General features: G+C 64.0%; 11 protein-coding genes. 2 read left to right on the top strand and 9 right to left on the bottom strand.

The genetic code is table 11. The features are described from left to right. The 9 genes from FJ546_RS23215 to FJ546_RS23175 form a co-directional block, all read right to left on the bottom strand. Nucleotides 1-1549: bifunctional UDP-sugar hydrolase/5'-nucleotidase (locus tag FJ546_RS23215; RefSeq protein ID WP_140891458.1), on the bottom strand; the 1549-nt coding region annotated here is incomplete at its 3' end. A gap of 190 nt (nt 1550-1739) precedes the next feature. Then, nucleotides 1740-2117: a hypothetical protein gene (locus FJ546_RS23210; protein WP_140891457.1), complete on the bottom strand. Its 378-nt coding sequence runs from the start codon at nt 2115-2117 to the stop codon at nt 1740-1742. Nucleotides 2118-2299: 182 nt separating this feature from the next. Further along, on the bottom strand, nt 2300-3745 hold the full coding sequence (locus FJ546_RS23205; RefSeq protein WP_140891456.1) for a homospermidine synthase: 1446 nt from the start codon (nt 3743-3745) through the stop codon (nt 2300-2302). Between the two features lie 131 nt (nt 3746-3876). Next, nucleotides 3877-4815 (bottom strand): DUF3445 domain-containing protein, encoded by a 939-nt coding sequence (locus tag FJ546_RS23200; RefSeq protein WP_140891455.1) that lies wholly within the window; start codon nt 4813-4815, stop codon nt 3877-3879. Further along, on the bottom strand, nt 4812-5099 hold the full coding sequence (locus FJ546_RS23195) for a YciI family protein (RefSeq protein WP_140891454.1): 288 nt from the start codon (nt 5097-5099) through the stop codon (nt 4812-4814). Before FJ546_RS23195 ends, FJ546_RS23200 begins: the two co-directional genes overlap by 4 nt. Nucleotides 5100-5112: 13 nt before the next feature. Then, entirely contained in the window at nt 5113-5775 is a 663-nt protein-coding gene (locus FJ546_RS23190; protein WP_140891453.1) for an aminotransferase class IV family protein, read from the bottom strand. Next, nucleotides 5724-6869 carry an aminodeoxychorismate synthase component I gene (locus FJ546_RS23185; protein ID WP_140891452.1) on the bottom strand — a complete coding sequence of 382 codons (1146 nt, stop codon included), beginning with the start codon at nt 6867-6869 and terminating at the stop codon, nt 5724-5726. The genes FJ546_RS23190 and FJ546_RS23185 overlap by 52 nt, the downstream gene beginning before the upstream one ends. Before the next feature lie 171 nt (nt 6870-7040). Further along, entirely contained in the window at nt 7041-7793 is a 753-nt protein-coding gene (locus tag FJ546_RS23180; protein ID WP_140891451.1) for a proton-conducting membrane transporter, read from the bottom strand. Nucleotides 7794-8154: 361 nt separating this feature from the next. Then, complete coding sequence (locus FJ546_RS23175) at nt 8155-9993, bottom strand: M3 family oligoendopeptidase (RefSeq protein ID WP_181168057.1); 1839 nt, start codon at nt 9991-9993, stop codon at nt 8155-8157. Nucleotides 9994-10152: 159 nt separating this feature from the next. On the opposite strand from FJ546_RS23175, the gene FJ546_RS23170 reads away from it, so the two are divergent. Both FJ546_RS23170 and FJ546_RS23165 read left to right on the top strand, forming a co-directional pair. Further along, nucleotides 10153-11688: a sigma-54 dependent transcriptional regulator gene (locus FJ546_RS23170; protein ID WP_140891450.1), complete on the top strand. Its 1536-nt coding sequence runs from the start codon at nt 10153-10155 to the stop codon at nt 11686-11688. Between the two features lie 459 nt (nt 11689-12147). After that, nucleotides 12148-13989, top strand: coding sequence for a DUF882 domain-containing protein (locus FJ546_RS23165; RefSeq protein WP_140891449.1), 1842 nt, complete (start codon nt 12148-12150; stop codon nt 13987-13989). The last annotated feature ends 146 nt before the right edge of the window (nt 13990-14135 follow it).

Genomic DNA, 14135 nt, shown 5'->3' with positions numbered 1-14135 from the left:
AGTCGGCCACGACCTGTTCGAGACCGGGGCCGTAATCGTAGGCGTTCTTGGCCTTTTCGGCGAAAACCTTGTAGCCGTCGCCGCCCTGGCGCACGTAATTGTTGGTGGCGACGAGATAGTCCTTGTCGGGCTTGATCGGCGTCCAGGTGCCGTTCTCCATGACCTCGACGGATTTGACGCGGCCGGCATTGGGCGCGACCGACTTGTCGAAGGCGTATTTGAGGCCCGCCACCTGCGGGAAGCGCCCGGCGCCGTCCTCGATCTGGCTGAGGCCGCTTTCCAGCCCGGCGACCAGGTCCTTGCCCGAAATCTGGAAGGTCGCCAGCGTGTTCTGGAACGGCAGCACGGTCAGCACCTCACCCATGGTGACGGTGCCCTTGTCGATCGAGGCCCGCAGGCCGCCGCCATTGGAGATGACGATCTCGACGCCCTGTCCCTTGACGCGATCGAGTATGGCATCGGAGACGAGGTTGCCCATCGCGCATTCCTTGGCGCGGCAATTCTCGCGGCTGCCGTCGATGACGTCGGTGGTCTCGGCCACTTCCTTGTTCTTCAAAGCCTCGATCGGCGCGCCGAGTTCCTTGATGCGGGCGAGCACGGCGGGATCGGGCGTGATCGACTTGTCGAGAAAGATCGGGTCGCCGCTGGCCGATTTGACGACGCCATTGTCGTCGAACACCACCTTGAACTCGCCGAGATATTTCGAATAGGAGGCCGCCTGCACCACCGGCAGCTTGTAGCCGTCCGGGTTGTCGACCATCGTCGGGTAGGGGCCCGCCGCCTTCGGATCGGTGTTCGACAAGAGCGTGTGGCTGTGGCCACCGACAACCACGTCGATGCCGGGGATCTTGGCAATGATGTCGCGTTCCCTGTTGTAGCCGATATGGGTCACTGCGATGATCTTGTTGACGCCTTGCGCCTTCAACTTCTCGACCTCGGCGGTGATCGATTTGACATCGTCCGCGATCGCGATGTTGGGACCGGGCGAGGCGAGTTCGGGCGTATCATTGGTAACGGCGCCGACAATGCCGATCTTCTGCCCGCCGACCTCCACGACGATCGACGGCTTGATCTTGCCGGCCGCGCCGGACTTGTCGTTGGGCACGACATTGGCACTGACGATCGGGAATTTCGCCTTGTCGAGGTAAGACACCAGCGCGCTCTCGCCGTCGTCGAATTCATGGTTGCCGAGCGTCACAGCGTCGGGTTTCATCTGGTTGAGGAATTCCTCCTCCACGGTGCCCTTGTAGGTGGTGTAGAACAGCGATCCCTGGAAGCTGTCACCCGCATTGAGCAGCAGCACGTTCTGGCCTTCGAGCTTCTTGCGCTCCTGGGCGATCGCCGTGATCAACCGGCCGGCGCCGCCGATGCATTCTCCCTTGGTCTCCTCGTCGGCCGAACAGGTCGACTCATATTTGTTGTTGCCTTCGATGCGGCTGTGCCAGTCATTGAAATGCAAAATGTTCAATGTGTAGTCGGCAAAGGATGCGCCGGCCGACAGGCCAAGCGTCGATGCGGACAGGACGGCAATGGCGGCAAGCTTCTTCATCTTCGTCTCCCGGTAGACTGATCAGAGGCGTTTAGCGCCCTTGCTTGACTGGGGTATAACAGCCAGCGTTTTGACCATGTTCCCATCGCGTTCCGGCTGACGCAAGCGGAAATGCCGCCACTCTTTGCAGGCGCAAAAAAGGACGGCGGCCAATCGGCCGCCATCCTCGACGGGTCCAGCGTTCGCTAGTTCAGACGCGTCGCGTCAGCACGAAGTTCTGGCCGGACGAGCTGGTGCAGTTCAGCTGGCTGGTGGAGATCAGCAGGCAGTTGAAGCTGACCGGCGTCTGGCGGATCAGCGACGTCCCGTTGATCTCGACCGAAGTGGCTCCGGTCATCGTGTAGCTGCCATCGGACAGCTTCTGGCCGGTGTCGGTGGCGACGGTCGTGAACTTGCCGCCGGTGAAGGTCGACAGGCCGGTGCCCTTGGCATCGATCCAGGAACCCTCGACGCCTTTCGGCGCGGCCGCCATCGGCGGTGCCTCGGGACCGCCTGTGGTACAGGCGGCGAGCATCATGGCAAAGGAACCCGCCACGCCCATCGAAAGAACTTTGCGCGCAATAGTCATCTTAAATCCTCTCCAAACGCATCGGTCCAAAAATCGGTTTCGATTTTGAGAGGCACGATGCGAACGTCCAAAGTGCTGGAACGGGCGTGCGTCCCGCGAGACGCGCGCTGCCCCAGGCCGCATCTCTTCAATCGCCCGATTTCCGGGCGATTGCAAGGCAATGGCGCATGGTGCGCAGGGTGCTATCGGACGAGGATGTTGCGGAATTGCCACGGATCGCTGCGGTCGAGGTCCTCCGGGAAGAGGCCCGGGCGCCGGTCGAGCGGCGTCCAATCGGTGTAATGGCCTTCGACCGGTCCGAGATAGGGCGACTGGACTTCCAGGCAGCGCTTGTAGTCCATCTCGTCGGCCTCGACGATGCCGGCATCGGGATTTTCCAGTGCCCAGACCATGCCGGCCAGAACCGCCGAGGTGACCTGAAGGCCGGTGGCGTTCTGATAGGGCGCCAGCTTGCGCGCCTCGGCCAGCGACAGGTGCGAGCCAAACCAGTAGGCGTTCTTGTCGTGGCCGTAGAGCAGGACACCGAGTTCGTCGACGCCGTCGACCAGTTCGTTCTCGTCGAGCACGTGGTGCACCGGCTGAGGCTTGCCGGCGGCACCGAACATCTCGTCCAGCGACAGGATCGCATCGTTGCAGGGATGGTAGGCGTAATGGCAGGTCGGGCGGTACTGGACCTTGCCCTTCTTCGAGCGAACGGTGAAGAAGTCGGCGATCGAGATCGACTCGTTGTGCGTCACCAGCAGGCCGTATTGCGCTCCCGGCGTCGGGCACCACGAGCGCACGCGCGTGTTGGCGCCGGGCTGCTCCAGGTAGATCGCGGCCTTGGAGCCGTGCTTGTGCTTCTTGGCGTTCTTCGGCATCCACGTCTCGTGCGTGCCCCAGCCCAGTTCGGCCGGCTGCAGGCCCTCGGAGATGAAGCCCTCGACCGACCAGGTGTTCCAGAATACATCCATCGGCTTCGGCTTCTTGGTGCGCTGGGTGTCGCGCTCGGCGATGTGGATGCCCTTGACGCCGGCCTTCTTCATCAGCCTGGCCCAGCCCTCGCGGTCTTCCTGCGCCGGCTCCGAGAACTCCAGGCCAAGATCGGTGGCGAGGTTGACCAGCGCCTGCTTGACGAACCACGAGACCATGCCGGGATTGGCGCCGCAGGTGGAGACGGCGGTGGCGCCGCCGGGCTTGTCATGCTTTTCCTTGATCATCGCCTCGCGCAGCGCATAGTTGGTGCGGCTGGCATTGTCGGCCTTGGCGTCGAAATAGAAGCCGAGCCACGGCTCGACGACGGTGTCGATGTAAAGCACGCCGAGCTTGCGGCAGAGACGCATCAGGTCGACCGAGCCCGTGTCGACCGACAGGTTGACGCAAAAGCCCTGGCCGCCGCCATTGGTCAAGAGCGGCGTCAGAAGCTTCTTGTAGTTCTTCTCGGTCACCGCTTCCTGGACGAAGGCGATGCCGCGCTCGTCGAGCAGCTTACGGTCGGTGTCGCGTGGGTCGAGGACCGTCATGCGCGACTTGTCGAACTTGAAATGGCGTTCGATGAGCGGCAGCGTTCCCCGTCCGATCGAGCCGAAGCCGATCATCACCACAGGGCCGGTGATCTCACCGTAAACGGGCCAGTTTTCATTCGCCATTTTATCGAGCACTCCTTCAGACACATGCAAAAGCCGGGCAAACACCCGCAAAACCCGGGCATTTTCACCCGACGGTCATGCGCTACATCACAGATCATTGTCATAAACCAGCGAAAAGCGCCAACCCGTGGCTAGCCGTCCCTGGCCATGTGGTTAAGGACCTTGATCAGCCCGTCGCGGTCGGATGTCAGGCCCTTGTAGTCAAGCTGGTCGAGATCGAGCGCCTCGAGCTGGGCGGCAAAGGACAGTGCCAGCGTCGCCCGGTCCGGGTGTCGCGCCAGCACGGCGAGCGGATCGAGATGGATGCGGATGGTGAACAGGATGTCGCGCGAGGACGGCAGCTTGCGCAGCGTCTGCCGTTCGACTCGGATGAACGCGTGCGCCTTGACATCACCGTCGGGGAAGCGCGTCGGCCGGTTGGTGGCGCGGTCGATGCGCTCGACGTTGGACAGCGGATGGTAGAGCGCATTGTCGGCCTGGATCGACCAGTTGAAGCGCTCGACCGCCTGTCCCTGCAGGCCGTCGAACATGCGGTTGATCAATTCGGCGGGACGCGTTCCCGGACCGAAGCCCGGCACGGGCTCGTGAATCTGCTGCAGCGGCTTGCCGAATTTTTCGAGCAGCGACCAGGACGAGGGAAAGCACAGCGAGCCGGCGGCGAGCCGCCAGCCGCTGTCGTCGCGGCGCATCACGATCAGGTCTTCCTGGACCAGCAGCGAGGCCGCGACCAGTGGCGCGTCGGCAAGACCCGAAGGCAAAGCAGGGTGGTTCGCGGCGCCCACGATCTCGACGCCCGCATCGGTGCGGCGATGGGTGCGCGAAAATCGCTCCGGCAGATGCGCGCCGAGCAAGTCGAGCACTTCCTGCTGGGCGTCCCTCGTGCCGTCCTCCTCGACGAAAACCCGTTCGGGGATTTCGGCATAAAGCCGGCGCTTCTCGGCGAGATAGGGCAGAAGATAGCCGTCGACCTCGATCCAGTTTGCCGGGTCGAGCGGCTTCAGCCCGATGTTGAACAGCTTCGACGAGCCGTCATAAGGGGTGTGGGTGGGCATGGCCTCGACCAAGCTCATGCTTCCTTGAAGGCGTCGAGATCGGCGGCGGTCATCCTGACCAGGAATTCGGTGACCTCGTAGTCCGCGGCGCCCGCCTTGGCGAAGGGGTCGGCAGCCAGCCTGGCGTCGAGGATCTCGCGTGGGCATTGCGCGATGATGATGCCGCCGGTCCGCGGTTTCTTCGGCCCGGAAGCGATGAAGATGCCCTCCGCGTAGCAGACCTTCAGCCATTCGACATGCGCTGCCTGCAGTCGGTCGATCTCGGCCAGAGGAACCTTGTAGTTCAGCGAAACGACGAACATGGCGTTCTCCTAGTCATACCAACTTTGCGGGAACGAGGCCGCGCAGCGAATTGCCGGCGAAGAGTGCCTTGGCCGACTTCAGATCGTCGTAGCTGTAGATCGCTTCTCCCGCCCGGCCTTCATCCAGAAGCTCGGCGCGCAATACGCCAGGCAGCAGGCCGCAATCGAGCCGTGGCGTTGCCAGCACGCCGTCGCCGAAATCGGCGAAAACATTGGTGATGGTCCCTTCGCAGACTTCGCCGCGCTCATTGGCCAACAGCACCTCGTCGGCCTGGGTGACGAGATACTCGGAACGGGCATGGGTGTAGAGTTGGCGCCGGCTGGTCTTGTGGCGCAGCAGCGTGTTTTGCGAATCGAGCCGTGTCCGCGCCAGCCGCAATATCCAGACCTTGTCGGCGGCGAGCGGTTCGTAGGGCTGTGCCGAGGCCGTCGCGTCGCCGTTGCGCGCCAAGGCGAGCCGCGTGCGCATGGCGGTTCGGGCACCGTCGACCGCCTTGCCCAACACTGCGCCTATCTTCTGTGGATCGCAGGCAAACCCAAGCTCCGCCGCCGAGCCATAGAGGCGCGCAAGGTGGCGATCGAAGCGCAGGAAGCCCGTCTCGGGCTGCCAGCGCATGGTCTCGATCAGCTCGAAATCGGCGGTGTCCCCGTCGCGAAGCGGGCTTTGAGCAGACACTCCTGATACTCCTCCTCAGGCGTCGAATCGAAGACGATGCCGCCGCCGACATTGTAGACGGCCTCGCCACTGGCAAAGAGCGAGATGGTGCGGATCGCCACGGAAAAGCGCATCGTGCCCCCGGGTGCGATCCAGCCGATGGCGCCGCAATAGACGTCGCGCGGCGTGCCCTCCAGATCGTGCAGGATTTCCATGGCGCGGATCTTCGGTGCGCCGGTGATCGAGCCGCAGGGAAACAGTGCTGCAAACACCTGGCGGACAGTGAGGCCCGGCAGCAGCTTCGCCCTGACGTCGCTCACCATCTGGTGAACGGTCGGGTAGCTCTCGATGCGGAACAGTTCCGGCACTTCCAGCGTGCCGACCTCGCTGATCAGCGAGATATCGTTGCGCAGGAGATCGACGATCATCCGGTTCTCGGCCTGGTTCTTCTCGTCATTGCGCAGGAAGGTTTTCTGCCGCTCGTCTTCGGCCTTGGTCGCGCCGCGCGGGGCCGTGCCTTTCATCGGATGCGTCTCGATCATCCCGGCCGCATTGATCTCGAAGAACAGTTCGGGCGAGCGCGACAGCACGATCGGATCGCCCAGCGCCACTAGCGCGCCGTACTTCACCGGCTGGCGTTCGGTCAGCGCATCGAAGGCGGCAAGCGGGTTATCAGACCATTGCGCCTGCACCGGAAAGGTCAGGTTGCCCTGGTAGCAGTCGCCTTGCCTGATGTGCTGGTGCAGCCGCGAGAAGCGTTTCTCATAATCCTCGAATGACCAGGCCGCCCGCGCATCGAAGATCGGGCCGTTCGGGGTTGCTGCGTTGCGCGGGGGTACCGCTTCTTCGACCGGAGCATCGAAGACACCGAGGCAGATCAGCGGCGCGCGGCGTCCCCGCGGCAGCAAGGGAACGAGTTTCGGTTCGAGCAGATAACCGGCCTCGTAGGAGAAATAGCCGGCCAGCCATTTGCCGGCGTCGTGCGCGGCCTGTGCCGCTTCCAGCGCCGGCCCGAAATCCCGGGCCTCATGCGCGACGATGATATCGGCCGGCCGGTCGAACACGAGCTGACGCGCGCTTTCGTCGTTACGGAAAATGGCGGCGGGCAGGGACATGGGGACCGGGATCGATGAAGCCGTCGATCGCTCTATATGGGGGGCCGCTCGCGTGCAATCGAGGGAACGGCACCTTGCCCCTCAAAGCCGACCTCGTGGCGGCCCTGCCTGCCAAAAAAAGAAATCGGCTGGGCCTGTGGCCCCGCCGGCTTGATGATCTGTCTCTGCGGCTCAGGTGTTGCTGGCGGTTCCGGCTGTCGGAAACTGCTTGGCGAATTCCTTCTCGTCGCCGGCGGCGAGCAGCTTGGCTTGGTCGATCCAGCGTTCGCGGGCGATGCGGCCGTCGAAATTCATCACGTCCTCGATCCGCTTGATGTCGGCTGCGGTCCAGGCGGCGATCTGGGCGAAGGTGGTGACGCCTTGCGCCTTGAGCAACTTCTCGTTGACCGGGCCGATACCGATCAGCCGGCGCAGATTGTCTGATTTGCCGGCCGCGGGCTTGGCTGCCGCCGGTGCGGCCTTCTTGGCGGCTGCCGGCTTGGGCGCGGCCGAACTCTTTGCCGAGGAAGCGGCGGAGGCCGCGGGTTTGGCGGCCGCGGGCTTCGGTGCAGCCGAGTTGGCGGCGGTGGCTTTCGCCGGTGCAGCCTTGGCGGCTGGTTTGGCAGGCGCAGCCTTGGCCGCCGCCGGAGCCGATTTGGCGGCCGCCGGCGTTGACATCAGGGCGGCCGGCGGCTGACTGGGGGCCTTTGTTCCACCTGACTGCGCGTCGCGCAACTGGCGCTCGAGGTCGGCGCGGGTCTTGCCGCATGCATTGAGTTCGCCGGTCAGGCGGTCGCTGTCGGCACGCAGCTTGTCGCGCTCGCCGCGGGTGCGGTCGAGGTCGCCGCGCAAACTGTCGAGCTCACCACGCAGGCGACCCCAGATGAACCAGCCAACCAAAACGCCTACAAGGAACGCCAGGACCACGTAGAAAAAAGTGCCCATTGTCTCTCTCCAGTCAGATTCGTCTGCCGTGGGTCATGACCTTCGGCGATGGACTACTCGGTGATGGTTCCGCGGGTTCGCAGAACAGCCGGCTTTGGTTCGAACTGTCGGCGATCGGCTTCTCCAGCCCATGGCCAACGGCCGTTGTCGCGTTCGCCTGAGCGTCACGGCCGGCTGAGATTTTCCCTCGCCGATCCGCGTAGGCTCCGGCTGAGCTTGCCGCGAAGGCTATCATAGAGCTTGTGGAAAGCTATGGGAAAAACTTCCGCCTAGAGTTCTTCAAGAACAAATATTCAGCGAAAGAACAGTGCCGTCCCAACATGCATTCCGGCTAAACTGTTCTTTGCAAGCGAGAGGCGTCTCAGCCGTCGAGCGTTTCCAGTTCATCGATCAGGCCGCTGATGACACCGAGCCCGATCTGCCAGAAGGCGGGGTCGGTGGCGTCGAGGCCGAAGGGCGCCAGAAGTTGCGAATGATGCTTGGTGCCGCCGGCGCGCAGCATCTCGAAATACTTGTCCTGAAAACCGCGCTCGGCGTTCTGGTAGACGGCGTAGAGCGAGTTCACGAGGCAGTCGCCGAAGGCATAGGCATAGACGTAGAACGGCGAATGGATGAAGTGCGGGATGTAGGTCCAGAATACCTCGTAACCCTCGCGCAGCTTGATCGCCGGGCCGAGGCTTTCGGCCTGTACTTCCAGCCAGAACTGGCCGAGCCTGTCGGATGTCAGTTCGCCGTTGCGGCGCTCGGCATGCACCTTGCGCTCGAATTCGTAGAACGCGATCTGGCGCACCACCGTGTTGATCATGTCCTCGACCTTCTGGGCGAGCATGGCCTTGCGCTCGCGCCGGTCGGTGGTCCGCTCGAGCAGCGAGCGGAAGGTCAGCATCTCGCCGAAGACCGACGCCGTCTCGGCCAGCGTCAGCGGCGTCGAGGCCATCAGCGCGCCCTGGCCGGCGGCCAGCACCTGATGCACGCCGTGGCCGAGTTCATGCGCCAGCGTCATCACGTCGCGCGGCTTGCCCATGTAGTTGAGCAGCACGTAGGGGTGGGCCGACGGCACGGTCGGATGGGCAAAGGCGCCTGGCGACTTGCCCGGGCGCACCGGCGCATCGATCCAGTTGCGGTCGAAGAAGGTGCGCGCGATCTCGGCCATCTCGGGCGAGAAGCGCTGATAGGCGGACAGCACGGTGTTGCGCGCTTCGTCCCAGCCGATCACCGATTGCGGCGTCTCCGGCAACGGCGCGTTGCGGTCCCAATGGTTCATCATGTCCATGCCGAGCCAGCGCGCCTTCATCGCGTAGTAGCGATGCGACAGGCGCGGGTAGGCCTCGCGCACGGCGGTGGCGAGCGCGTCGACGACGCCGCGCTCGACGCGGTTGGCGAGATGGCGGGAATCGGCAATGTCCTCGAAGCCGCGCCAGCGGTCGGAAATTTCCTTGTCCTTGGCCAGCGTGTTGGTGATCAGGGTGAAGGTGCGCAAATTCTTGCGGAAGGTCGCGGCCAGCGCCTCGGAGGCGCGGCGGCGCACTTCGCCATCGGCATCCTGCAGGCGATTGAGGGCCGGCTCCAGCGTCAGTTCCTCGCCGTCGACCTCGAAGCGAAGGTCGGTCATCGTCTCGTCGAACAGGCGGTTCCAGGCGCCGCGCCCGGTGATCGACTTCTCATGGAAAAGCTGCTCGACGCGATCCTCGAGTTGGTAGGGCTTGTCCATTCTGAGGTCGAGCACCCAAGGCCGGTAGTGGCCGAAAGCGGGATCGCTGGTGAGTGCGCTTTCGATCGCGTCGTCGTCGATCAGGTTCAGTTCGAGCGCGAAGAACAGGAGATGCGCGCTGGCGTCGGTCATCTTCTCCTGAATGTCGCCATAGAGCTTGGCACGCTGCGGATCGGCGGTGTTGCCGGCATAGACCAGGCCGGCATAGGAGACGATGCGGCCGATCAGTTCCTCCAGCGCCTCGTAGGCGACCAGCGCCTCGCCCAGCTTGCCGGCACCGCCGCGCCCGGCCTCGGCGGCGAGCGTGCCCTTCCAGCGGGTCTCGAAAGCGATCGCGTCGGCGGCGGCTTTTGCGATGTCACGCTTCAGTTCCGGGGCCTCCATGCCGGCATAGAGGTCGGCAAGGTTCCATTCCGGCAGATCGCCAAGCTCGGCCGCGCCCTGACCGGACGCCGGTGCCGCAAGCCGCCGACCAAACATCATGCGCATCGACAATACCTTTTGTGAATTATGAGGTCAGAATCAAGGGGATCAGGCAAGCCGGTCAAATCGTAAGGAATTCGTTCACCGGGTTTTTTGAAACCTTATTTAGAACCCTGTGCCAAGATGATCCATGGGGATTTCGGGCGCGGGCAGTTCAAGACAGTCATGACAGGTTCCATACTCATAGTCGATGACGATCCCGTGCAGCGCCGGCTGCTCGAGGCGGCGGTGACGCGGTTCGGCCACACGGCAATCGTCGTCGACGGCGGTGAGGCCGGCCTCGCCGTGCTCGACGGGCCTGGCGACCGCGACATCGCGGTGGTGATCCTAGACCTGGTCATGCCCGGTCTCGACGGCATCGGCGTGCTGAAAGCCATGCGCGAACGCGACATCTCCGTCCCGGTCATCGTGCAGACTGCCCAGGGCGGCATCGAAACCGTGGTGTCGGCGATGCGCCACGGCGCCTTCGATTTCGTCGTCAAGCCGGCGTCGCCTGACAGGCTTCAGGCCTCGATCGCCAATGCGCTCAAGGTCGAGGCGGTCGAGGGCGAGGTCAAGCGGACGTCACGCAAGCGCGGCGGATTGCTGACGTTCAGGGACATGATCACCCACAGCCCGGCCATGGACAGGGTGATACGCCTCGGACAGAAAGCGGCCGGATCCAACATCCCGATCCTGATCGAAGGCGAATCCGGCGTCGGCAAGGAACTGGTGGCGCGCGCCATTCAGGGCAGCGGCGACCGCCGCTCGAAACCCTTCGTCACCGTCAATTGCGGCGCCATTCCCGACAATCTGGTCGAATCGATCCTGTTCGGCCACGAGAAGGGCTCCTTCACCGGCGCCACCGACAAGCACACCGGCAAGTTCGTCGAAGCGCATTCGGGCACGCTGTTCCTCGACGAGATCGGCGACCTGCCGCTCGACGTGCAGGTCAAGCTGTTGCGCGCCGTGCAGGAGGGCGAGGTCGATCCGGTCGGCGGACGTTCGACCGTCAAGGTCGACATCAGGCTGATCTCGGCGACGCACCGCAACCTCCTGCAGCAGGTCAAGGACGGCAAGTTCCGCGAGGACCTGTTCTACCGGCTCAACGTCTACCCGATCTTCGTGCCGCCGCTGCGCGACCGCCGAGACGACATTCCGCATCTGGTCACGCATTTCATGGAGAAGGTGGCGCCCGCCGACCCGCGCCATCGCCTGCAAGGCATTTCGCCGGCAGCGCTTGCCGTGCTGGAGGCCTATGACTGGCCCGGCAACATAAGGCAGCTCGAAAACGCCGTGTTCCGCGCCTCGGTGCTGTGTGAAGGCGACGTGCTCGATGTCGATGATTTTCCGCAGATCCGCGCGCAGGTGGAAGGCACCGTCAATCTCGAAACGGACGACGCGGCACCTCGCCTGTCATCGCCTCTGGAGCTCCGCGATGAGAGGGGGTCGGCCGGCGATGCCGCTCCAGCCGCCGAGCCGGATCGGCCGGCCCTGCTCCAGCCCAGATTCGGCACGCTGCGCGCGCTCGACGAACGCGGCAATGTGCGCGCGCTGGCCGATGTCGAACTGGAGATGATTAAGCTCGCCATCGACCATTACAACGGCCAGATGAGCGAAGTCGCGCGCCGCCTCGGCATCGGACGCTCGACGCTCTACCGCAAGCTCAAGGAATACGGCATCGACCCGGAGACGGGCCGTGTCGACCGCCTCGCTTCCTAGGGTGCGTTGATTTCAGGTAAGGCCGGCCCGACCTGAATCTGACCACACCTTGGGAGCGCTTGATCTCTTCCAAAACCAGGATCACGTTCCCGACGCAAGGCCGGGACCAGCTTGCAATGGCAGGATTGCCCCTCTATCGGGGTTTCGGCTGAAATATGGCATGCCTGCGGACAGCTCTGTTCACGCATTAACGCTAACGGTAACAGATCGTGTTCGGCCAAAGCCGGAATCCTGATCTAAACCAGCGGTTTACCAAGAAACCTTCTGAACAATTTTTGACGGGATATCGCCATGGTGTTACCGCATTTCGGCTTCAATAAGCGATGATTAACCATTAGGATCGATATTCGGATGTGAAAACGACACATCCGTTTGGGCAAATCCGGGGACAAACGGCAGCCTGCAAGGCCTTTTGATTTGAACAGAATCGAACGACTCAAAAACGGGCGTCATCATCATTTGAGCGTCTGGCCGAGATGGCTGGCAGCGGTGATTGTCGCTTTTGGTTTTGTTGCCGCGGCGGCCACTGGCGCCAGCGCTGAAACGCGTTCGCTGAAGCTTTATCACCTGCACACGCACGAAAAGGCCGAGATCGTCTACAAGCGCAACGGCCGCTACCTTCCCGAGGGCCTGCGCAAGATCAACATCATCCTGCGCGACTGGCGCCGCAATGAGCCGACCAAGATGGATCCGCGCTTGCTGGACCTGGTCTGGGAGGCCTATCGCGAAAGCGGCGCCACCGACTATATCCAGGTCGTGTGCGGCTACCGTTCGCCGGCGACCAATTCGATGCTGCGCAGCCGCAGCCGCGGTGTCGCCGAGAAGAGCCAGCATATGCTCGGCAAGGCGATGGATTTCTACATTCCCGGCGTGCCGCTGAAGAAGCTGCGCAACATCGGCCTGAAGATGCAGGGCGGTGGCGTCGGTTACTACCCGACCTCCGGTTCGCCGTTCGTCCATATGGATGTCGGCAATGTGCGCCACTGGCCCGGCATCAGCCGCCAGGAACTGGTCAGCCTGTTCCCCAACGGCAAGACGCTGCATGTGCCGAGCGACGGCCGTCCGCTTCCCGGCTATGAGCAGGCGATGGCAGCCTACAAGGCACGCAAGGGTGCTGGTACGCCCAATGTCGAGCTTGCGAGCGCCGGCGGCAGCGGCAAGAAGTCCGGTGGGTTCCTGTCTGCCTTGTTTGGCGGCGGCGGCTCCGACGAAGCCGACGACAGCGCCGATGTCGAGACCGCTTCGGCCGCCCCCGCGCCCAAGCCCAGAAACCTGAAGCCGGCGCCGACCGCCAAGAGTGGCAACCTGCCGGGCATCGCCATCGTGGCGCCCGAGAATGCGCAGCGCGCCAACGTTCCGCAGATTGCCGACGAGCAGGCGCCGGAACCGGAAAAGGATACGCCGGAAACGATCATCGCCGCGCTGCCGGCCAAGGAGATTCCGCTGCCCGATTTCGCGCCGAGGCCGAAGGCCGATGTCGGGGCGCAGCCTGAGAACGTTCCGTTCGCCATGGCGGACGCGACGACGACCACCGAACAGGCCGTGGCGACCGCGCAGGCGCCGGCGAACATGCCGTTCGGCAAGGCTGACCCCGCAGCGCTTGCTGCGGCTGCTGCCGCCGATCCGGCGAAGGTTGCCGTCAACAACATCCCCGTGCCGACATGGCGGCCCGAACGCACGCTGCCGGCCGATCTCGCGCCGCCGCCCAGCAAGGATGTGCTGATGGCGCTGGCGGATACGGCCGAACAGGGCAAGACCGCGACCGATGCGTTCTCGGTGCTGCCCTCGGCACGGCCCGAGCCGGCCAAGCCGGACGCCGTCAAGGCCGTGCTCGACGAGGCCAACGCCCAGGTCGGCAATGCCGACCAATATCAGGTTGCGTCGCTCTCCGAAGAGCCGCGCTCGGCCTTCAACGATCCGTCTTACGTCGATGTCGCATCGCCGCGCCAGGCCGTTGCCGCCCGCCCGGCCGGTTCGGATCCGGCCGCAGCGATCGGCGCCGGCGTGAAGACGACCCGCAAGGAAGCCAGGGCCACCGCCCGCGACCAGAAGCCGGGCCCCAGGGCCATGGTGGTCGCCGCGGCACCCCAGGCCGCCCGCTGGGCGCTGACCAGCGGCGACAACGTCGCCACCGTTTCGAGCGCGACGACGGCGCCGGGCTACGCCTACAATATCGTGCATACGGCGCCGAGCGAGGTCTATACCGCCGGGTTCCAGACCGACGCCCAGGCGCCAGACCCCAGCCGCTTCACCGGCAATGCCGTCAAGTTCCTGTCGGTCGCCCGCTTCCAGACGAAGTAGCGGCTGGCCAGATACAGCAGAAGCCGCGCTGGGCAGCCAGCGCGGCTTTTTGCTTTTCAGGATACGGCAGATGCGATGTCGCGATGCTGGGGATCACACACGGCTGAACTTCTCGTGAAGCCGGAACGGCACCCTCATTTCCGGTT

Source organism: Mesorhizobium sp. B2-4-19, assembly GCF_006441315.1.
In the GTDB taxonomy this organism is placed as follows: Bacteria; Pseudomonadota; Alphaproteobacteria; order Rhizobiales; family Rhizobiaceae; genus Mesorhizobium.
The sequence above is the reverse complement of the archived record's forward strand: the minus strand, read 5'-3'. Positions and strand labels throughout refer to the sequence as shown.